Origin of the sequence: Marinicella sediminis, from assembly GCF_002000055.1 — a bacterium.
In the GTDB taxonomy this organism is placed as follows: Bacteria; Pseudomonadota; Gammaproteobacteria; order Xanthomonadales; family Marinicellaceae; genus Marinicella; species Marinicella sediminis.
In genome coordinates, this window is the sequence record NZ_MVBD01000005.1 from 76,674 (window position 1) to 99,646 (window position 22,973).

General features: G+C 45.0%; 15 protein-coding genes and 1 tRNA gene. 14 read left to right on the forward strand and 2 right to left on the reverse strand.

Annotated features, from left to right (window positions below):
• Nucleotides 1-179: 179 nt before the first annotated feature.
• On the reverse strand, nucleotides 180-1,052 hold the full coding sequence (gene sucD / locus B0475_RS08380) for a succinate--CoA ligase subunit alpha (RefSeq protein WP_077411364.1): 873 nt from the start codon (nucleotides 1,050-1,052) through the stop codon (nucleotides 180-182).
• Nucleotides 1,049-2,218, reverse strand: a complete 1,170-nt coding sequence (sucC, locus tag B0475_RS08385; protein WP_077411365.1) for an ADP-forming succinate--CoA ligase subunit beta — start codon at nucleotides 2,216-2,218, stop codon at nucleotides 1,049-1,051. The genes sucD and sucC overlap by 4 nt, the downstream gene beginning before the upstream one ends.
• Nucleotides 2,219-2,630: 412 nt before the next feature.
• On the opposite strand from sucC, the gene pilB reads away from it, so the two are divergent.
• From pilB to B0475_RS08455, 14 genes are all read left to right on the forward strand, one after another.
• A complete protein-coding gene (gene pilB, locus B0475_RS08390; RefSeq protein WP_077411366.1) occupies nucleotides 2,631-4,337 on the forward strand; it encodes a type IV-A pilus assembly ATPase PilB in 1,707 nt (568 codons plus the stop codon).
• 4 nt (nucleotides 4,338-4,341) lie between these two features.
• Nucleotides 4,342-5,565, forward strand: a complete 1,224-nt coding sequence (locus B0475_RS08395; RefSeq protein ID WP_109862366.1) for a type II secretion system F family protein — start codon at nucleotides 4,342-4,344, stop codon at nucleotides 5,563-5,565.
• Between the two features lies 1 nt (nucleotide 5,566).
• Nucleotides 5,567-6,415: a prepilin peptidase gene (locus B0475_RS08400; RefSeq protein WP_077411368.1), complete on the forward strand. Its 849-nt coding sequence runs from the start codon at nucleotides 5,567-5,569 to the stop codon at nucleotides 6,413-6,415.
• A gap of 23 nt (nucleotides 6,416-6,438) precedes the next feature.
• A complete protein-coding gene (gene coaE, locus B0475_RS08405; RefSeq protein ID WP_198538172.1) occupies nucleotides 6,439-7,041 on the forward strand; it encodes a dephospho-CoA kinase in 603 nt (200 codons plus the stop codon).
• 56 nt (nucleotides 7,042-7,097) lie between these two features.
• A tRNA-Ile gene (locus B0475_RS08410) sits at nucleotides 7,098-7,174 on the forward strand.
• A 266-nt stretch (nucleotides 7,175-7,440) separates the two neighbouring features.
• On the forward strand, nucleotides 7,441-8,499 hold the full coding sequence (locus B0475_RS08415; RefSeq protein ID WP_077411370.1) for a pilus assembly protein PilM: 1,059 nt from the start codon (nucleotides 7,441-7,443) through the stop codon (nucleotides 8,497-8,499).
• Nucleotides 8,500-8,501: 2 nt separating this feature from the next.
• Complete coding sequence (locus B0475_RS08420; protein ID WP_077411371.1) at nucleotides 8,502-9,077, forward strand: PilN domain-containing protein; 576 nt, start codon at nucleotides 8,502-8,504, stop codon at nucleotides 9,075-9,077.
• The gene (locus B0475_RS08425) at nucleotides 9,074-9,715 is read left to right on the forward strand and encodes a type IV pilus inner membrane component PilO (RefSeq protein WP_077411372.1); all 642 of its coding nucleotides are present in this window, start codon (nucleotides 9,074-9,076) and stop codon (nucleotides 9,713-9,715) included. Before B0475_RS08420 ends, B0475_RS08425 begins: the two co-directional genes overlap by 4 nt.
• Nucleotides 9,712-10,236 (forward strand): pilus assembly protein PilP, encoded by a 525-nt coding sequence (locus B0475_RS08430; RefSeq protein WP_077411373.1) that lies wholly within the window; start codon nucleotides 9,712-9,714, stop codon nucleotides 10,234-10,236. Before B0475_RS08425 ends, B0475_RS08430 begins: the two co-directional genes overlap by 4 nt.
• A gap of 47 nt (nucleotides 10,237-10,283) precedes the next feature.
• Nucleotides 10,284-12,413 carry a type IV pilus secretin PilQ gene (gene pilQ, locus B0475_RS08435; RefSeq protein ID WP_198538173.1) on the forward strand — a complete coding sequence of 710 codons (2,130 nt, stop codon included), beginning with the start codon at nucleotides 10,284-10,286 and terminating at the stop codon, nucleotides 12,411-12,413.
• Between the two features lie 228 nt (nucleotides 12,414-12,641).
• The gene (locus tag B0475_RS08440) at nucleotides 12,642-15,149 is read left to right on the forward strand and encodes a hypothetical protein (RefSeq protein ID WP_157892809.1); all 2,508 of its coding nucleotides are present in this window, start codon (nucleotides 12,642-12,644) and stop codon (nucleotides 15,147-15,149) included.
• A 149-nt stretch (nucleotides 15,150-15,298) separates the two neighbouring features.
• Nucleotides 15,299-16,327 carry an efflux RND transporter periplasmic adaptor subunit gene (locus tag B0475_RS08445; protein WP_157892810.1) on the forward strand — a complete coding sequence of 343 codons (1,029 nt, stop codon included), beginning with the start codon at nucleotides 15,299-15,301 and terminating at the stop codon, nucleotides 16,325-16,327.
• Nucleotides 16,324-19,554, forward strand: coding sequence for an efflux RND transporter permease subunit (locus tag B0475_RS08450; protein ID WP_077411377.1), 3,231 nt, complete (start codon nucleotides 16,324-16,326; stop codon nucleotides 19,552-19,554). Before B0475_RS08445 ends, B0475_RS08450 begins: the two co-directional genes overlap by 4 nt.
• Nucleotides 19,529-22,891, forward strand: coding sequence for an efflux RND transporter permease subunit (locus tag B0475_RS08455; protein WP_077411378.1), 3,363 nt, complete (start codon nucleotides 19,529-19,531; stop codon nucleotides 22,889-22,891). Before B0475_RS08450 ends, B0475_RS08455 begins: the two co-directional genes overlap by 26 nt.
• Nucleotides 22,892-22,973 lie beyond the last annotated feature (82 nt).

Sequence of the window (22,973 nt, forward strand, 5' to 3'; positions counted from 1 at the left end):
CAATCCTCGCCACCGTAATCAATATAACACAATCAACCGTGCAGCTCACGTTAAATTCCATCGCCTGCATTATCCCTGAATAAGGTTGTGTTTAAGGCGTTCAGCCAGCTCTGAATAACAGAACGGATAAAAAAAAGGCCGGCAGTTGAATTGCCGGCCTGGTTGCTGGAATGGTTATATCAAGCCAGCAGGTCTTTGATGGTTTCACCCAGAAAAGTGGGTGACTTAACTGTTTTGACACCGGCCGCCTCAAGGGCCTCGTATTTGGCTTGTGCGGTGCCTTTGCCGCCTGCCACGATGGCACCAGCGTGTCCCATGCGTTTGCCAGGAGGTGCGGTCACACCGGCAATATAAGACACCACAGGTTTGGTGACATGCTCTTTGATGTATTCAGCGGCTTCTTCTTCTGCCGATCCACCAATTTCACCGACCATGATGATACCATCAGTCTGGTCATCAGCCTGAAACCATTTCAGACAATCAATGAAGTTAGTGCCCTGAATCGGGTCACCGCCGATGCCGATACAGGTGGACTGGCCAAGTCCCACAGAAGTGGTTTGGTGGACCGCTTCATAAGTCAGGGTGCCTGATCTGGAAACAATGCCAATTCTGCCGGGTTGGTGAATGGCCGCTGGCATGATACCAATTTTGCATTCGCCCGGCGTGATGACTCCCGGACAATTAGGACCAATCATGACCACTTCTGGGTTGGCGTCCAATACAGTTCTGACTTTCATCATGTCCAGCACAGGAATGCCTTCGGTAATGGTCACAATCAGTTTGATGCCGGCATCTACTGCTTCCAGAATCGCATCGGCAGCAAATGGTGGTGGTACAAAAATCACTGATGCATTGGCACCAGTCTCATTCACGCCGTCAGCAACGGTGTTAAATACCGGTCGGTCAAGGTGGCTGGTTCCGCCTTTGCCGGGGGTGACGCCACCGACCAGGTTGGTACCATAGGCAATGGCTTGTTCACTGTGAAAGGTGCCTTGTGAGCCAGTGAAACCCTGAACCAGCAATCTGGTGTCTTTATTGACTAATACGCTCATGATTGTGCTCCTACAGCAGCCACTGCTTTGTTGGCTGCATCATCCAAATTATCGGCTGCAATGACAGCCAGTCCGCTTTCATCCAGAATTTTTTTGCCGGCTTCAACATTGGTGCCTTCCAGTCTGACCACAATGGGTACTTTTACACCAACTTCTTTGATGGCCGAGATGATGCCGTCGGCAATCAGGTCGCAACGTACAATACCGCCAAAGATGTTGACCAGAATCGATTCAACATTGGGATCAGATAAGATGATCTTAAAGGCTATGGCTACGCGTTCAGCGGTGGCTCCGCCACCTACGTCCAGGAAATTGGCCGGATCACCACCTTTGAGTTTGATCACATCCATGGTGGCCATGGCCAGGCCGGCGCCATTGACCATACATGCAATATTGCCTTCCAGTTTGATGTAGTTCAGGTCGTGCTCATGGGCTTTGGCTTCTGCCGGGTCTTCCTGAGTGATGTCTCTTAAATCAGCCAATTGAGGATGTCTGAAATCGGCGTTGTCATCAGAATTGATTTTGGCATCCAGGGCAACGACGTTCTTCTGATCATCAATGATCAATGGATTCACTTCAATGAGTGACAGGTCAAGATCGATGAACATCTGATACATTTGCATCATGATGTGGGTCAATTGCCGGACTTGTTTGCCATTCAGTCCCATGGCGAAGCCGGCTTTACGGCAAGCATAGGGGAAAAGTCCTTCAGTGTTGTCTATTTTGATGGTGTGAATTTTTTCAGGGTTGGTTCTGGCCACTTCCTCAATTTCCACACCGCCCTCGGCTGAAGCCACGAACGACAGGCATTTGCTGGCCCGGTCTACCAGCAGACTCAGGTAGATTTCCTGCTCGATGTCAGCTGCTTCTGTGATCAACACTTCATTGACCGGCAAGGCCAGGCCGCCAGTCTGATAAGTCTGAATTTTCATGCCAAGCATGTCAGTGGCATACTGTTTGACCTCTGCCAGTGTTTTTGCCAGTTTTACACCACCTGCTTTACCCCGGCCACCAGCATGAACCTGAGCTTTGACAACCCACATGTCACACTCGAGTGATTCAGCCGCTGCAACGGCCTCTTCAGGAGTGCGGGCCACTTGTCCCCTGGGGATGGGTATGTTGTACTGGGCAAATAAGTCTTTTGCCTGATATTCATGAAAATTCATATTAGATAATTCCTGATTGATTCAAATATTTATACCGCGGGGTATTTTAGCTGAAAGTCAGGTGTTTTTGGGGTGAAAGTTGTAATTAGATCAGCTTCTCTGGTGATTGCCGCTACGGAGGTATCGGCTTGGGCATGCCTGGGCATGCCGGACTGTTATTTTGGGCACTGGAAGGACAAAGACTGGTCGCCTGGATGGTCAGTGTCTTAAGGACTGTTCAGGCATGCAGGTGTTGGTTTGTGGCGCCAAAAAAGTGATCAGGAAGGTGCGGCAAATCAAGTCAGTGACTTGGTGCAGGGGCAGGTTTTGCACTTTCCTTAAAATGAATCCGCTAAATAGTTGTAAACAATTGATATTTTCATGTAAAGTATTGAGTAATTATGGCCACAAATACTGATTAAGCGAAAACCGAATGAATGTAGCTGGTACAAAAACAATGGTGAGCGGTGCATTGCGTCGCCTGGTCCAGGAAGGTGTGGTTGACATGGATGTGGCTACCGAAGCCAATGAGACCTCCAGAAAGCAAAAAATCCCGTTATTCACCTATCTGATAGACAACAAGATTGTTGATCCTGGCGTGCTTTGCGAGGCCGCTTCCAAGGAATATGGGGTGCCCATATTTGATGTCAAAGCCCTGGATTTTGCTGCCACTCCCAAGGAGCTGGTTTCTGAATCTTTGATTGAAAAGCACCAGGTGCTGCCATTGTTCCTGCGTTCCAAGAAAGTGTTCATTGGTATTTCAGATCCGACCAATGTCAGGGCGTTAGAGGAAGTGCGCTTCAATACCAATCACACCGTAGAGCCCATTTTGGTCAGGCAGGATCATTTGGGTGAGGCCATAGAAGAGGCGTTGAAGGAGTCTTCTTCAGTTCTCGACGATCTGGGCGATGAAGGGTTGGAGAACCTTGAGTACGATGATGAAGAACAAGAAGAAGTCAGCGATTCGGTTGATGATGTGGCTGACTCTCCGGCGGTTAAACTGGTCAATAAAGTCTTGCTGGATGCCATCAAGCGCGGTGCTTCTGATATTCACTTTGAACCCTATGAAAAGACTTACCGGGTGAGGTATCGCATCGATGGGATGTTAAAAACAGTGGTCAAACCACCGAAAAACATGACCAATAAAATTGCTTCCCGACTGAAAGTCATGTCTAAGCTGGACATTGCAGAAAAGCGCGTACCTCAGGATGGCAGGGTTAAGCTGAATTTGTCGAAAACCAAAGCCATCGACTTCAGGCTGAGTACTTGCCCGACATTGTTTGGTGAAAAAATCGTGATGCGTGTTCTGGATGCCTCGGCAGCGAAAATGGGCATTGATAAACTGGGTTATGAGGATGAGCAAAAACAACTGTTTATGGATGCCATCGTCAAGCCATACGGCATGGTGCTGGTCACCGGGCCGACAGGTTCCGGTAAAACCGTTTCTTTGTACACGGCGCTCAACATTCTCAACACCGAAGGTCGAAACATATCAACGGTAGAGGATCCGGTGGAAATCAGGGTTAATGGCATCAATCAGGTACAACAAAACGCCAAACAAGGCATGACCTTTTCGGCTGCATTGCGGTCCTTCCTGCGGCAGGATCCTGACGTGATCATGGTGGGTGAGATCCGGGATCTGGAAACCGCGGAAATCGCCATCAAAGCAGCGCAAACAGGCCACATGGTATTGTCAACGTTGCACACCAATAACGCGCCTGAAACCGTCAGCAGGATGATGAACATGGGCGTGGCACCTTTCAACATCGTTTCAGCGGTGTCTTTGATCATTGCACAACGACTGGCCAGGCGACTGTGTGATTGTAAAAAGCCCACTGAACTTGAGCGGGATGTTTTGCTCGAGGCGGGATTTACTGACGAAGACATTGAAGAGGGTTCAATCTTTGACCCGGTGGGTTGTTCCAAGTGTAATGAAGGATACAAAGGCAGGGTGGGTATATATGAAGTGATGCCCATCACAGAAAACATCAAGAAAATCATATTAAATGGTGGCAACTCCCTGGAGATTGCTGAACAAGCTGAAAAAGACGGCATTTCCAATCTTCGTAAATCAGCTTTACTGAAAGTCAAGAATGGCATCACCGGGTTGGTTGAAGCCAATCGGGTCACTGTGGATTAATATTATGGCAAAAGTGCAAAGAATCGACGAACTACAAACTTTTGAATGGGTCGGCATCGATAAGGTCGGCAAAAAAATGAAGGGTGAGCAGCAGGCCAAGTCTTCAACACTGGCCAAAAACGAGCTGCGCAGGCAAGGTATTCAGGTCAAAAAGATCTACAAAAAGCGCAAATCTCTGTTTTCCGGTGGCAAAGCCATCACTGCACAGGATATCTCATTGTTCAGCCGGCAGTTGGCGACCATGATGGAATCAGGCGTGCCGATGGTGCAAGCCTTTGAAATCATCGAAAGTGGTCAATCCAACCCCAGAATGGCCAAGATGCTGAATGAAGTGAAAACCGAGATACAATCGGGCTCGACATTGGCCGAATCTTTGGGTAAGCACCCGGTTCACTTCGACGAATTGTATTGCAACCTTGTTAATGCGGGTGAGAAAGCCGGTGTGCTCGATGAGTTGCTGGACACCATTGCATCTTATAAAGAACGCACAGAAGAGATCAAAGGAAAAATTAAAAAGGCATTGTTTTACCCGGCGGCTGTTTTATTCGTTGCCATTGGTGTGACGATTTTGTTGCTGGTCAAAGTGGTTCCAGAGTTTCAGAACATGTTCACCAGTTTTGGTGCAGACCTGCCAGGCTTGACCCTGATGGTGGTGGATGCATCCAAAGCCATGCAGAAGTATTGGTGGATGGTACTTGGGGGTTTGATCGGTGGGGTATGGGCTTTCGTGTATTTTAAAAAGAGGTCGCTTAAGTTTGCCCATGCGCTTGATCGCTTATCGCTGAAAATACCGATTGTTGGTGGCATTCTATTCAATGCCGCAGTGGCGCGTTTTTCCAGGACATTGTCCACTACATTCGCTGCCGGTGTACCGCTGGTTGAAGGTCTGGACACGGTATCCGGAGCTGTGGGTAATGTGGTGTTCAGAGATGCGGTGCTGAAAATCAAAGAAGATGTCAGTACCGGTCATCAATTGCAATTGTCCATGAGCCAGACTGGATTGTTTCCTCATATGGTGGTGCAAATGGCTTCCATTGGTGAGGAGTCTGGTAATCTGGACGCCATGTTGGCGAAAGTTGCAGACTATTATGAGCAAGAGGTTTCCAATGCCGTGGATGCATTGAGTAGTTTGCTTGAGCCCATTATTATGGTATTGGTTGGTGGTTTAGTGGGTGTGATGGTGGTTGCCATGTACCTGCCGATCTTCAAAATGGCGTCTGTCTTTTAATATGGACTTAATCAGTTTGTTCCAACAATCACCATTGCTTTTGGTGGTTGTTTTGTTTGTGGTTGGTTTGATCGTGGGTAGTTTTTTGAATGTGGTCATACTGCGTTACCCACCGGTGCTAGAATATGACTGGAAGAAAGATTACGCTGAATTCACCGAAACCCCATTTGATCAGAGTAAACCACCTGGTCTGGTGTTCGCCAGATCGCACTGTCCCAAGTGTAAGGAGCAACTGTCAGCATGGCACAACATTCCAGTGATCAGCTACCTGATACTCAGGGGGCGATGTCACTTTTGTCAGAACAGGATTTCGATCCGTTACCCATTGATTGAATTATTCAGTGGATTGCTGGCGGCGCTGGCGGCTTTTTATTATGGTTTCAGCTGGCAGCTTTTGTCTGTGTTGATGTTGATTTGGTTTTTGTTGGTCATCACCTGGATTGACATCGATACATATTTGATTCCTGATCAATTGAGTTTGTCTTTGTTGTGGCTGGGGTTGTTCTGTAGTTTATTTGACTTAACCATTTCCCCGGCGCAAGCCATCACCGGAGCCCTGGTGGGGTACTTGTCATTGTGGCTGGTATTCCAGTTGTTCAAATTGCTGACCGGCAAAGAAGGTATGGGCTATGGTGACTTTAAATTGCTTGCAGCAGGCGGCGCCTGGATCGGTGCAGAAGCGCTGATTGGTGTGTTGATGGTTGCATCTGTGACTGGGCTGCTGCTGACTTTGCTGTTGGCTGCATTCGGTCTTGGGCAAAAGAAAATTCCATTTGGTCCCTATCTCTCAGTCGGGATATTGGTGGCTTATTTTACTGATGGCAGTCTGTTGGATCTCTTGCTGCTCTGAATGTGTGTTGAAGTATGTCAGTGATGCTGATTGCACTGACCGGTGGGATTGCATCGGGTAAAACCATTGCTTCTGATTATTTGGCTGATCTCGGATTGCCGGTCATAGATACCGATGTGGTGGCACGTGAAGTGGTGCAGCCCGGGAGTCAGGGTCTTTCTCTTATTCGTGAAGAATTTGGTGGGCGGGTGATGAACAAGGAAGGTGGTCTGGACCGGAGCGCGCTTAAACAGTTGGTTTTCAATGATGTCGATAAGCTGAAGAAACTCAATGCCATTTTACATCCACTGATTCAACAAGGGGTTGGCAGTCATCTCAGGAGCATTGATCGCCAGCTGGCTGTGATAGTCATTCCTTTGCTGACCAGTCAGGTTGTGAACGCTTATGCAATTGATCGTGTATTGATGATCGATGTGAGCCAGCAAGTACAACTAAAACGAGTGATGTCGCGGGATCAGGTTGGTCAGGAGATGGCGCATAAAATCATTGATTCACAGCCGGACAGGTTGACTAAACTGGCACTGGCTGATGATGTGTTGGTTAATCATGATTCCATTGCGTCATTGAAATCAAAGTTGAAGTTGTTGTTGCCTGTTTATTTGGCTTTGAAAAGCATTCAGCGGTGATCATTTAATTGATGCATTGAAAAAAACCTTCAGTTATAATTCCGCAACCCCTTTGAGGGCCTGTAGCTCAGTTGGTTAGAGCAGTGGACTCATAATCCATTGGTCGTAGGTTCGAGTCCTACCAGGCCCACCATTCCTTTTATAGCTTAAGCCGATGTCATTAAATCCTTGGTCATTGACTGCTGTGAGCTGGTCACCTCAAGACAGTAAAAAAACCCATATAAATATTAAATATGTCTTGATTATTCAATACTTTAAAGGTTATTCTTGCAATGGCTTCTTAAAAAAAGTAAAGTATATATGGAAAATGTGATTAGTCACACAGAAAAGAATCATTCATGTGGGACAATGATCCTGAAATCCATGTGTTATTGATAACTACTTAAGAGAGAGAATGTTTTGCAGTTGTTAGGTCGTAAAAAAATCCAGTTGGTTGGCGTTGACGTCAGTTCTTCCGCAGTCAAGATACTGCAGCTGTCAGGCAGTCTGGACAACATAAAAGTTGAAAGGTATGCCGTCGAACCTCTGGCGGTCAATGCAGTGGTTGATAACAGTATTGCAGAAGTTGATCTGGTATCAGCAGCCATCAGTAAAGCATTTAATAAGGCCGGTATTAAAGTTAAAAACGCTGCCACGGCAGTGTCCGGTTCTTCTGTGATCACTAAAATCATACAAATGCCCAGTGAGTTGACTGAAGACGAGTTGGAAGTACAGCTTGAACTCGATGCCACACAATATATTCCGTATCCGATTGATGAAGTTAGTCTGGACTTTTGTGTGCTGGGCCCGGTTGAAAACAATCCGGATGTGAATAACATACTGATTGCCAGTTCCCGTTCCGAAAATGTTGATGTGTTTATTGAAGCATTTGTGGGTGCTGGGCTGGATTTGAAAGTGGTGGATGTGGAAGCATTTGCCATCGAGCGCTGTTTTAATATGGTGAAAGATGACTATGGCATTGATGACAATGAAGTGGTTGCTCTGTTTGATATTGGCGCCAACACCACCACCATGCACGCCATGCATAAGAAAACCGGCATATACAGTCGCGAACAATCATTCGGCGGTCGTCAATTAACTGAGGAAATCATGCAGCGGTATGGCTTGTCATATGACGAGGCTGGACTGGCAAAACGTCAGGGCGGTTTACCGGACAGTTATGAAACAGAAGTGTTGCAATCATTCAAGGATACGTTGGTTCAACAAGTCAGCAGGGCGTTACAGTTCTTCTTTTCAGCCACTGAGTTTGGCAATGTGGATCGCATTTTGCTAGGTGGAGGATGTGCATCCATCCCTGAGATTGATGCTTTGGTAGAAGATCAGGTGGGTGTGCCTACGGAAATCATCAACCCTGTTAATAATTTTAAACTGTCTTCCAAGGTGAGCAGAGAAGCTCTGGAAGCAGATTCTCCGGCAATGATGTCTGTTGTCGGTTTGGCGTTGAGGAATTTTGACTGATTATGGCAAAGATTAATTTACTACCTTGGCGTGAAGAGAGGCGTCAGCAATTAACCAAAGAGTTTTACATGTTGCTCGGTGTCGCTGCTGCAGTAGCGGTGCTTTTGTTTGGTTTGACTTTTTACTATTTTGATCAAAGTATTCAGTACCAAAAGCAGCGTAACACGTTTCTGGACAGAGAAATCACCAAGCTTGATCAGCAAATTGAAGAAATCAAAAAACTGGAAAAACAAAAGGCTAATTTGATTGCCAGGCAAACTGTCATTGAAGAACTGCAGTCCAGCAGGACGCAAATGGTTCACCTGTTTGATGAGTTGGTTAAAACCATACCCAACGGGGTTTTTCTTGAGAAAATCACGCAGAAAGGAACCACCCTGTCAATGGAAGGCTATTCGCAATCTCACTCCAGGGTTTCTGATTACATGCGCAGGTTGGACAGCTCTTCCTGGTTTGAAAAAATTGAATTGGATTATATCAAAGCAGATACCACCCTTGTTTCGCATGAACAAAAGTTCAAACTCAGTGTAAAGCTGATCAATCCAAATCGTAAAAAAGACACCGATGAGGGCGTTTCATGAGCATTATTGACGAAATTCAAAGTTTAGACACCAGCAATCCTGGTGGGTGGTCCACGCCAATTAAAGTTGGCGCAGCAGTGATGTTGCTGATTGTGATTTTGGTGTTGGGTTATTTTCTGAAAGTTAAAGACATGATGGCCTCACTGGATGGATTGCAAAAGAAAGAAGTCACATTGAAGAACAGCTATGCATCTAAGCACCTTAAAGCTGCACAACTGGACGACTATCGGGATCAATTGGAAGAAATGGAAATTATTCTGCAATCCATGCTGAGGCAGTTGCCCAGCAAAAATGAAATGTCTGATTTAATTGTTGATGTGTCGCAAACCGCATTGGCCAGTGGCATCGAGAATGAATTGTTCGAACCAGGTGCTGAAGCTCTGAAAGACTTTTATGCTGAAAAACCAATTTCCTTACGGATGAAAGGTAATTACCATGAGTTTGGTAATTTTGTCAGTGGGGTGGCATCGCTGCCCAGGGTTGTGATCCTGACCATGCATGACATTTCATTGAAACCTGTTGGAGATTCGTTGCTGGGTGGGCAGTTGCTGTTGGAAGGTACTGCGAAAACCTACCGTTACCTTGATGAAGACGAAGTCGCACCTGCAGATACTCAGGCATCAGGAGGTCGAAAATGAAAAGAGGTGTTTTGCTGATGTTTGTTTTGTTGATGGCCGGATGTGCTAATGACATGACTGATTTGAATGAATTCATGGCCAGGCAGAAAAATGTTCCTGTTCCAGCCATTGATCCATTGCCACAACTGACGCCGCATGAAGTGTTTGAGTACAGTGCTACTGGTTTAAGAGATCCATTTTCAAATGACCTGGAGGTCGATGAGGATGAGCAAGCTGAAAACCTGGCAATGGCAGAAGATGGCAGAGGTCCTGATCTGACTAGACGGAAAGAGTTCCTTGAAACATTTCCACTTGACAGTTTATTGATGGTTGGTACTTATCAGCAAGATGATAATTACTGGGCATTGGTGGTTGATCCTGAAGGTACCATTCACCGGGTATCGAATGGTCATTTTCTGGGTCATAATTATGGTCAGGTGACTGCCATATATGAAAATGAAATTCAATTAACCGAATGGTTGAATGATGGCTTAGGAGCTTGGCGGGAACGTGAAGCAGCCATGGCTTTAAAAGAAGAATAACAGTGAGTATATGTATGAATAAGCAATTTTTAACATCAGAAAATAACATGACAAAATACAAGTGTATATTGATTATTTTACTCATGTCTTTTGGCCATGTTTATGCGCAAAATGCCATCAATAACATAGACGTTAAGACAGGTGAGAATGGTGCAGTCATCATTGAATTTGAGTTTGATGGTGCGCCCACATTGCCAGAAGTTTTTTCAACAAACTTGCCTCCAAGACTGGCTCTGGATTTCGCTGGTACCAGCAATAACACCAATCAAAGAAACATCAATATTGGTACAGGTAGCGCCAAAGGTTTGAGGTTGGTTTCAGCCAATAACAAAACCCGGGTCGTGGTTGATTTGATGAATGAAGCGCAACACAGCCTGGACATCAAAGGAAACGTCATTGAATTGTCATTGACTGATTCCAGAAGGAGTTTTAACCGGACTGTATCGGCCACACAAAGCTCTGTTGATTTCATTGATTTCAGAAGAGGTGATGAAGGCCAGGGGGTCATCAGTGTTGAATTAAGCAGGCCTGATACCGGGATTAATTTATCTGAAATCAATGGAAAAATCATTGTTGAAATCAATAATTCAAATTTAACTGAAGCCATGGATCGAAAGTTGGATGTGATCGATTTTGCAACTCCAGTGACATTCGTTGATGCCCGTCAAAGTGGTACTGATGTAAAAATAGAAATTGAGTCCAATGGTATTGTGGATAAAATGGCTTACCAAACCGGTAACCGATACACCGTTGAAGTCAAAGAACGAAATCTGGATGATGGCGATAAATCAAAATTACTTGATGATGAAATTGTCTATGTTGGAAACCTGGTGTCATTTAACTTTCAGGATATTCCGGTCAGGTCTGTGATTCAGTTGATTGCAGATGCTTCACAATTAAACATTGTGGTGGCAGATAACGTACAGGGTAATGTGACATTGCGTCTGAACAATGTTCCCTGGGACCAGGCGCTTGATATTGTCTTACAAAGCAAACAATTAGATCAAAGAAGAGCCGGTGATGTGATTTGGGTTGCTCCTGCGGCAGAAATTGCTCAACGTGAGCAGGAAAAACTTGAAGCACTGAGTAAAAAAGAAGAACTTGAGCCTTTGGACAATGTGTTCATTCAGGTTAATTATGCCAAAGCTTCAGATTTGGCCAGTTTGATCAGTGGAACAGTTGAAGGTGAAGCTTCTGGGACATCCATGCTTTCTGATCGGGGAAATGTGGCTTTCGATGAGCGAACCAATACCCTGCTGATATCAGACGTTCCTGATCGGTTAAAAGTCATTCAAGAATTGGTAAATACCTTGGATCGTTCTGTACAACAAGTACAAATTGAGTCCAGAATTGTGGTTGCTTCAGAGAAATTCGGTGATGAACTGGGTGTTCGATTTGGCGTGACTGGTTCTCATGAAGACAAATATGGCAACATCATCAGTACCGGTGGTAGTGCATCAGCAGTTGATCGATTGAACAATGCTGCACTGAACAGAAGATATGTGTCACCTAGTGGTTCAGGATTGCCTACTGTGACACCATCGACTGAATTATCTGATCCCATTCCAGGACCACCATTGGGCGAACGTTTGAATGTTAACCTGCCATCTGCCGCCAGTACGGCCGGAAGATGGGCTGCCAGTATCCTGGCTGCTGATTTTCTGCTTGATCTTGAATTAAGTGCACTTGAGACAGAAGACCGTGGTGAAGTGATTTCATCACCAAGGGTTATCACAGCGAATCAGACTCAAGCCATCATCAAACAAGGTGTGCAAATACCTTATGAACAAGCCACCTCAAGTGGTGCAACGTCAATTGAATTTAAAGATGCTGTGTTGTCATTGAATGTCGTTCCTTTAATCACTCCGGATGAGCGTATAGACCTGACATTAAAAGTTGATCAGGATGCCATTGGTGAAGAAGTATCAACTTCATTGGGTGGTAGTGTACCTTCCATTGACACCCGATCCGTTGAAACCAGGGTGCTGGTTAATAATGGCCAAACAGTGGTATTGGGTGGTATATATGAACAAGTAAGAAGAACCACCAGATCCAAAGTTCCCGTACTGGGTGACATCCCGGGATTGGGTAATCTGTTCAGAAACAAAACTGTACAGGACGATAAAGCGGAGTTGTTGATATTCGTAACTCCTACAATAATTAAAGAAAGTTTATAAGAGATTAAAAGGTTAACTATGTTTAAATTTACAAAACAAATCATTGTCTGTTCTGTGGCCGCTATGATGTTAGCAGCCTGCGGTGGAAGTAGTGACAGTGGGGGAACTTCGCCTGGTCCTTCGGTTTCAAATTTGCGCATTTCGTTCAGTGCAGCATCGCCGTCTTTACCAGCTAATACCAATAACTTTCCCATTACACTGGACTCACCTTTTTTCACTCAGTTAACCGTGACTGTTACATTCGATAATGGCACCCCCATTACCGATGATACAAACATCCAATTGAGTACTTCTGATGTACAGGTTGCTCCCATTTCGCGCTTGGATGATCCTGAAACAACTGACATAAATGAGTTCACAACCTTGTTTGGCTCTGTCGGATCAGATTCAGCAGGTGGTACAGGAACATTTTTTATTCATGCCGTTGCTCCTGGTACGGTGACTTTGACAGCCTCTGCAGTCGATCCACAAACCGGTCGTACTTCCAGAGCAACTTTCAACTACACCATCACACAAGGTCCGGAACCTTTTGAGCGTTTAGAAGTTGAAGCAGTACAACAAAGCTTACCAGCCAATGTGTTTGATTTAACCCCACAGCAAGCATTCAGAACGGTTTACAACACCGAAGCTGAGATCAGTTTCAGAGACCCACTGGGCAATTTTGTCAGCCCGGGTGCAACTGGTGATCAATCTACCGTTGAAGTTTCTATCAACCCACTCAGTGTGGCTGCATTTTCTACATTGGATGATCCAACCACTGAAGAAATTAATGAAATTTTTGTTACCCTGGGTTCCGCACCGGTTGATATGGTAGCAGGTAAAGGTAAGATATTTATTTGGCCCCGCGATCCGGGCATTGCCACCATAACAGTCAATGCATTTGATCAATTCACGGGTGAAACAATTGCCACTCAATATGACATTGAAGTGGTATCAGGTGGCAGTACAGATCTGCCAACCAGCATCCGCTTAGTTGGTTCTGGTGCCAACTACATCAATGGATCTGGTGGGGCACAATCTCAGGTTGTTCAGGTGTTTGTTGATGCCTCTGATGTTCCGGTTGGCAATCCTAATGGTTTCAATAACGTGATGGTTGACATCAATACGGATGGGCCAAACAGTGGCGAAAAAATTTCTGGTGTGAATGCTCAGGGTCAAAATGTTCAGGGTAGTTCAATCAATATCCCAACCAACAATGGTGTGGCCAGCTTGCAGCTGCTGAGTGGTAATTCAGCCAATACTGTGATCATGACCACTACCACAGACCGAGCTGATAACAACGTAGATAATGGGCTGCAGGATCCTATCACTGCTCAACGAAGTTTTGCCATCAGTGATGGTATATTATTTGGCCTGGATATCACCATTCCTAACCTCAATAATCTGTTCATCAATAACGTATCTGATCAGGTATCAACCGAAACCGGACTTGGTAACCTTGATGGTACCTACACCATGACCATCAGTGCCATTGGAACAGACAAAGGTGGCAACCCTGCATTACCGCAACAAATTCAATTTGGTTTGATTGATAGCCCAATCGTAGGTTTTCCACAGGATGGTCCTGGCACATTTGTGATTTCAGGAACTGATGGTGATCCGCAAGAAGGTGGTTCACTGTTCACATCAGTTGGCGGAGAATTTCAAACTGCCGGTGGTGGTGCTCAACCAGGTGATACTTTGTTGGTATTCGGTGAAGAAATCCTTGGTAATGAAGACCTTGAAAGTGCCGTGACAGTTCAGTCTGTAAATTCACAAACGTCAATAACCATTGCGGAAGACTTTAACCGCAATGACCTGACAGGAACCATTGTGAATGATTTAGGTATCTTCCCTTACATAGTTGGTCGAGCTGTTGATGGCAACATTTTGGCTACAGCCAACATTGATGACAATGGTGTGGCTTCCACAGAAATCAACTATCCGGTATCCAAGTTAGGCAAAATTGCGGGTATTTATGCCAAAGGACAGGGTGTAACTGTCAATAATGTCACACGCTCCGTTACTGATTCTGAATTGATTTTGTATCCAGGTATTGCGTCAATCCCATCTGCTGGGCTGAATGCATTCATCACCGTAGCGCCCAGTGTCATTCCAGCTAACATGGAAACAGCAGTAACTGTTTGTGTGTATGACGCAGCACAACATCCTATTCAGGGAGCCAACATTCAATGGGCTTTCCTGGGTACTGGAAATGGATTCATCGATGGTGTTCTGGGATCAGGTATCATGGATAACAGATCAGGTGCCGATGGTTGTGCCACTGGTATCGCTAATCCTACTGGAATCATTACATCAGGAACCGATACTGGTTACGTATTTAATGTTGGGAACATCACTTGTCAAACTGATAATGATAATGTTTGTATTCAAGTAGCTGATCCAGGTGCGATCTATTTGTCTGCCACACCAGCCTTCCATAACAACAGTGGTGTGAAGATCATTGACCTGTTCCTGTTCGGCGGAAATGGCCAGGGCATTCCCAATGTACCATTGTTTGTGAGTTGTCAATCCAGCGGTGGTGAATTGCGTGTGCAGGTAGAGCCAGGCGCCACAGATGAAAATGGTATGACTACATCCAATATTTTTGCCGCACTTGATGGCATCAATGAGTCATTCTCTGGTACTTGTGACTTCACCACTGGTGAAGGCAGTCCTACGGCAACAGTGACATTCAATGGTATTGACTTATGTACCTTGAACACTTCACCATTGCCTCCGGGATGTGGACCTTAAGATTCATTCATTGAATAAAAAAAACCCACCATTTGGTGGGTTTTTTTTTGGTGACTAAATACACATGAACTTGACTGATATATCAATACAATATGATGATTACAAAAATTAATGGCGTTATGAGAATTTTCTGGACTTCAATTACATGCATGCTGCTTTTGGCATGTCAAAGACCACCGGCTGAGGACAGTCAAAAAGACAAGGATAAAGAGGAAGATAAAATCATCATCAACGTAGAAGCTGATCAGTCTTTCTTGGGTGATTCGCAAGCTACATTCCGATCAACCGCAGTTCTTGAAGCTGATCGGGCTGCCACAGTCACCACCAAAACCAGTGGTATCATTCTTGATGTCGTAGTGGAAGAAGGTGACCTGGTTAAACAAGGAGATGTTTTATTGGTTCTTGAATCAGATGAACAACAATTGTCGTTACAAAGTGCTCAGGCAAATTATAAAAAAAGTTTGAGTAATTACGAGCGAGCCAAACAATTGGTTGATAAGGGTTTAACTAACCAGGAACAACTGGACAACCTGAGATTTGAAACAGAAGCCCTTAAAGCCTCATTGGACCAGGCAAAAATGAACCTGTCATTCACCAAAGTCAGGGCTCCATTTGATGGTGTGGTGGTCAAACGACACGTCAAGATTGGCAATTTAATTCAAAATGCAACGGCTGTTTTTGATGTGGTTGATTTTGGCTCTTTGCAAGCCAAAATAGATGTCCCGGAACATCATTGGAGCATCATGAAAGCCGGGCTTGAAGTTAAATATGAGTTTGATGCATTGAATGAGCAGATTGAGTTTGGCAAAGTCATCAGAGTAAGTCCAATGGTTGATTCGTCAACAGGAACTTTTGAAGTCACAGTTTCAGTAGATAACCAAACTCAATTACTCCGACCTGGTTTGTTTGCCAAAGCATACATCATTTATGATCAACGTTCTGAGGCTGTTTTGGTAAATAAAGATGCGGTTATCAGGGAAGATGATAACGTATTTGTGTTTGTGGCTGATGGTGATGACAAAGTCATCAAAAAATCAGTTAGCCTGGGATATGAGATGGATGATACGTTTGAAATCACTGCTGGCCTGGATGCAGGTGAAGTTGTGATTACGACTGGAAAAAATAACCTCACACCTGATTCACACATCAACATCGTTAACTACGACGCGTCCTTATGATCAAAGGTATCACAGAATTTGCCATAAACAGGCGGGTTACCGTATGTATGCTGGCCATTGGCTTCATCTTGTTTGGCTACATTGCCATGAAAGAAATGCCTGTGACTTTATTGCCTTCCCTGGAATACCCAACTTTTACGATCAGGACAGAGTTTGAAAATGCCGGACCTGAGGAAATCGAGTTGTTGATCACCAAACCGATTGAAGAAAGTGTAGGTGTGGTCAAGGGTATCGCGAAAATATATTCAGTTTCTACGACGGGTCGATCGGATGTCAAACTACAATTTAATTGGGATGCTGACATCAAAAGAGCGGCTTACGATGTCCGTGACAGGATGGATGCAGTACAACTCCCATTGGACGCAGAAACTCCGATTCTGCTGCGCTTCAATCCATCCACAGATCCGATCATGCAGTTGTCATTCAGTTTGGAGGGCGTTGATGACATCAATCAATTGAAACAATTGCGATCTTATGCTGATTTCAGTTTGAAAAAAAAGCTGGACCCATTGTCTGGTGTTGCTGCTGTTAAAATCAGTGGAGGCTATGAAAAAGAAATAGAGATCTTACCAGATCAGTTTAAATTGTCTCAACTTGGCTTAAGTATCAGTGATATTTCATCACGCTTAAGACAGGAAAACATCAATCTATCAGGTGGATCAATCAAACAAGGCAGTAAGATGTTTTTGGTTCGCACGGTTAACCAGTTTCGCAACCTCAATGCGATCAAAGATCTGATCATCACTAAAAAAGATGGCAGAATCATCCGCATCAATGATGTTGCAGATGTTGTATTGGGCCATAAGGACCGTAAATCCATAAACCGGTTAAATGGCAAAGAGGCCATTGAAATTGCCATTTATAAAGAAGGCGATAGCAACACAGTCGCTGTGGCAGAAGCGGTGAAGGAAAAACTCGAAGAAATTAAAGATGAACTTCCGGAAAACACCCGGTTGAGTATCATCGATGACCAGTCATTGTTCATCAAAGATGCCATTGATAATGTCATCAGCGCGGCCATCATTGGTGGGTTATTGGCGGTACTGATGATTTACCTTTTTTTGCGCGATGTGATGGCCACTGCCATCATTGGTCTTTTGATCCCGGTATCTGTCATATCCGGTTTTTTCTTCATGTATCAGGCTGGTGTGAGTTTTAACATCATGTCATTGGGTGGAATCGCACTGGCTGTTGGACTGCTGGTGGATAATGGAATTGTGGTGTTGGAAAACATCGCTGCAAAGTTCAAGCGCAAAACATCCCATTTGGATGCAGTGAAAGACGGCGCCAGAGAAGTGGGTGGTGCCATCACGGCATCAACACTTACCACCATTGCTGTGTTTTTACCTTTGGTATTTGTCGAAGGTATTGCAGGACAATTGTTCAAAGACCAGGCTTTGACAGTGACATTTACACTGATCGTTTCATTGGTGTTTGCTTTGATTCTGATTCCTATGTTATCAAGCCTGACACACAAAAATATGAAGACCACGGTTGACGTTGGTCAACAGTCATATCAGGTTAAAACCAAGATGGGGCAAAAGGTCAGGAGAACCCGCAAGTTTATTTTCAACGATCTGATTGATGCGGTTTTGCGGTTATTTACCTGGATTATTTCCTGGGTGGCACAACTGTTAAGATGGCTGCTGGCCATCCCGTCAGCCATTGTCATTCAATTGTATGAAACACTGTTGTCGATCTACTCCAGGGTATTGCCTTGGGCCTTGCGCAACCGATTGGTGGTTATGCTGGTCGCCGGGATGACTTTTGCCGGTTCCTTGTCTCTGGTTCCAAAACTGGGTCTGGAATTAATTCCTGATCTGGATGCCAATAAGATTAAGTTGAACTTTCAATTGGCGGAGGGTGAAACCATTGAACGAACCGATCAATTGTTTCAGACAATGAGTCAGGAGTTCGCTGATCTGGCTGATGTGGCGTTGGTTTATGGTTACAGCGGTGAAGGCAATCAGCTGGATACTTCGCCTTTGACCGGTGGTGAAAATTCAGGTCAAATTGTGCTGAATTTAAAAGCCAATGCAGACAAACAGCAGATTCAGCAACGGTTAACAGAAGCCTTCGCGGCACAGCCCGGCGTACAAAGTGAACTTGAAACGGGCCAGTTTTTTGATCTTGCTACACCGATTGAAGTGGAATTGGTTGGTTACGACCTGGCTCTGCTTGAAGAAGGAGCTGTTTTGGTGGCTGAGTTGTTGAATGCTGACGGTCGTTTTATCAATGTTGACGACGGCGTAGAGCGTGGCAATCCAGAAGTTCAATTGTATTTTGATCAGGAAAAAGTGGCTTCTCTGGGGATGAATGTGGCTCAGGTAGCCAATAATGTCGTCAACAATGTATTGGGTAAAGTTGAGACCACAGTTCATTGGCAGGACCAGAAAGTAGAGTTAAGGGTCAGAACCATTGAGGATCAAAGGAACTCAGTTGAGGACATTCGAAATCTGATCATCAATCCTGCCAGTGAATCACCTGTTCGCTTGAGTGATGTGGCTGAGGTCAGGTTGTCAGAGGGACCTGGGCAGATTAATCGCAGAAACCAGGATCGTGCCGTTGTGGTTTCTGCTGACATTCAGGGCGTTTCGCTGGGTGAAGCGGTCAGTTGGTTAAAACAGGAAATCACCGAACTGGAAATTCATCCCCTGGTGTATGCCAAAGTCACAGGTCAGAATGAAGATCTGGAATCATCGAACAAATCGATGATTTTCGCTCTTACGCTGGCAGTGTTTTTGGTTTATATGATTTTGGCATCACAGTTTGAATCATTCATCCATCCGTTTGTGATTATTTTCTCTGTCCCGCTGGCATTCATTGGTGCCATTTGGGGCTTATACCTGACGGGAACCACGGTTTCAGTGGTGGTGTTCATTGGGTTGATAATGTTGGCTGGGATCGTGGTGAACAATGCCATTGTTTTGATTGATCTGATCAAACAAATGATCAATAAGGGCGTGCCACTGACTGTTGCCATTATTGAGTCGGGTCAGGCCAGGCTGCGACCCATAATCATGACCACCTTGACCACAGTATTGGGCTTATTGCCTATGGTCATGACCTGGGGAGATTCATCCGCGGGCAGCGAAATCAGGGCCCCCATGGCGATTACTGTCATCGGTGGTCTGTTGGTATCTACCATGCTCACCCTGGTGGTGATCCCGGTGATGTTTTCCCTGTTAACCAGAGATTCTGATGAGCGAACAAAAGCAAGCAACTGAAGCAAGACCAATCACCGGTTTGACTCGATTGGCGGCATTTTCATTGCGTCGCCCAGTGACCATTACCATGATGTTTTTGACCTTGGTGACCATAGGTATGATTTCATCCAGGTTGTTGCCACTGGAAAGCATGCCGGATATCAAGTTTCCATTTTTCAATGTGTTTGTGCCTTATGAGGCAGGTACTCCGGCAGAAGTTGAGCGATCGATTACCCGGCCTTTGGAGGAGGCCATTGCCACCATTGGTGACATAGAGCGTTTGAATTCCAATTCCGGTACCAATGGCGCCAACGTCAACATTCAATTCGCTTCAGGGGTTGATGTGGATGAGAAAGCCATGTTGATTAAAGAACAAATTGATTTGGTCAGAAAAGATTTGCCGGATGATGTCAGGTACATCAGGGTAAACAAAGCGGAAGCCGGAGAGGATTCCATCATGAGGCTCAGAATCACCGGTGATCGAAATCTGGAAGGTGCCTATGATTTGTTGAACCAGTATTTGATCAAACCGTTGCAACGTGTACCTGGTGTCGCCAGGGTTGATTTGCAGGGGATTGAACCGCTGGAGATTAGCATTAAGTTGGACAATGAGCGAATGAAACGATATGGCATTGGCTTTAATGAGTTGCAGGAAAAACTCAGGGACATTAATTTCAATATCAATTCAGGCAATTTCCTGACCGATGATCAGGTGATCAGGATAACCCCGCAGTCAAAATCAGATGACATTGATGATTATAAAAATCTGTTGCTTAATGACAAAAACATCAGACTCAAAGATGTGGCAACCATTTCTTTGGTCAATGGTGAACGTAATTATGCCCGGCATCTGAATAAAAAATATTCCATTGGCATCGAAATTTATAAAGAATCAACCGCCAATCTGGTTCAGGTCGCTGAAGACGTTTTGAATGAAATCGAAGAAATCGGAGAAACCCCACAACTGACAGGAATCAAGCTGATATTCCTTGATAACCAGGCCGAAGGGGTGAAGAAATCACTCAGTGATGTCATTTCTGCAGGTCTGATGGGCTCGGTATTGTCATTGGTGGTGTTGTTTGTGTTCCTGCGAAATGTGTCAATGACATTGATTATTTCGCTATCGATTCCGGTCTCCATTATCATCACTTTAGGGGTCTTGTATTTTGCCGGGATCTCTCTGAATACACTTTCGTTGATGGGGTTGATGTTGGCCGTGGGGATGTTGGTGGATAATTCAGTGGTGATCACTGAAAGTGTTTTTACTGAGCAGCAAAAAACTCCGGAACAACCTCAAAGGGCTGTGGTAGATGGCGTGCGTGCGGTGATGACTCCAGTGATCGCAGGTACACTGACCACCATTTGTGTGTTCTTGCCCATTGTTGTTGGTGAAGACAATCTGTTGGCAATTTTCTTAACTCATGTCGCAGTGGCCATCATTGCAGCCTTGTTAATTTCCCTGGCATTGTCAATTTCAGCCGTTCCAATGGCCATCAGCCAATTCACCAGGCCTCGACTGAAAACCGAACGTCAGGGGCGTTTCGCCTTTGTTGGTCATTATTTAAATGGCTTGAACAGGTGGCAGAAACTGATGCTGATTGTAGCCGTGTATTTGAGCACATGGTTACTTGCCGGAGTGATGGACGTCCCAGCTGAAAATTTTGTGGTGATGTCATTCGTTGGTTTTTTCTTTTTGTTCAGTTTCTTTCTGAAACGTCACTATGCCGGTTTGTTGAATTTTTTCCTTCATCATCGATATCTGACCTTATTGTTGTTGGTGGTACTGTTGGTTATTGGTGCGATTGCCGCTGCCATGACTTCGGAAGATGATGGTACCGGACAGTCAGTGGACCGGGACTTTTGGTTACCATATCACATGGATGGTTCTTTCACCCTGGATCGCATCAAAAAGGATGTCGACAGAATAGAAGACTACCTGTTTGCTCATCAACAACAGTTCGAAATTGATTCGGTATACACATACTACGAAGAAAATGGTTTCGTCGGCACACTGATCACCTTGATTGATGAAGAAAAGGCCACCAAGTCCGTTAAACAGGTCAAAGAAGAAATCATCGAGAATTTGCCAAAAATCACCATTGGAACACCCGCATTCCGTTGGCGTAGCAGTACAGGTTCGCAAGGATTAAAACTGTACTTACAAGGCGATTCATCGTCCTTGATGAGAGAGGAATTGTTGGGTGATGTGTTGTTTTTATTGCAAAATGTTGAAGGCGTAAGCAATGTTCAGGTCGAGCAACGGAACAGCCGGGAAGAGTTGCAGGTGGTGGTGGATCGTGACCGGGCATTGAACCTGGGACTGAACCCGACAGAAGTGGCTCAATCAGTCAACATCGCCATGCGTGGTATGAATTTACAGGAGTTTGTCTCTGCAGGTGGCGAGATTCCGGTCAAAATGCGTTTTTATCAAAAAGGCGAGTTTGAAATGGAGCAGTTACGCAACCTGCCGATCAAAAATAACCTGGGAGTCACCATACCACTGGAAAATGTGGCTGACATCACTTCGACACAGTCGCCACAGCGATTATTCCGTCTGAACCGGGCCAATTCAATTCAGGTTGATCTGGATATTGTGGATGAAGGCAATGTCAAAGAAATCAAAGAAGCCATCACAGCTGCAATGAAAAACGTACCCTTTCCAGCTGGGTACAGTTGGACATTTGATCAAATGGGCAGGGGATTAAACCTCAGTTTGGATGACCTGCAAAGAAATCTGTATATCGCCATCATTTTGATTTTTATGATCATGGCAGCCATGTTTGAATCCATATTCTTTCCATTGTGTGTCATCACTTCAATCCTGTTTTCTTACATCGGTACGTTTTTGTTCTTTGCCATCACAGGGACCACTTTTAATATCATGGCCGGTATCGGTATGTTGATCCTGATAGGGGTGATTGTCAACAATGGCATCGTCTTGATTGATCACATCAATCAGCTCAGATTGAGGGGGATGAACCGCTATGATGCAGTGATACAGGGTGGAAAAGACCGGCTCAGGCCGATACTGATGACTGTCTCAACCACGGTGGTGGGCTTGTTGCCGTTGAGCGTCAGTATGTCTTCGGTGGGTGGAACAGAAGGCCCGTCTTATTTCCCCATGGCCCGTGCCATCATCGGTGGTTTGACATTTTCCACCATCATCAGCCTGTTGTTACTTCCCTGTTTGTATTGCTGGTTGGATGACTTGAGTGGTTGGTTTAAACATCGGCTCAACCACCTGATGTATTACTGGTATAAACTGCATGGACAGCATCAACAAATGGCGGTGCTGTGGCCTGAAAAAGTTGCAGCTGATGAACAGCTCAAATCTCAAGCTGATGCAAATAGCCCTTGAAAAACCAGCCCAGCACCAAAAGATTACCAGACTATTGAAAAAATCGAAAACATCAATCTGATTTTCGTAATGTAAGCTGAAG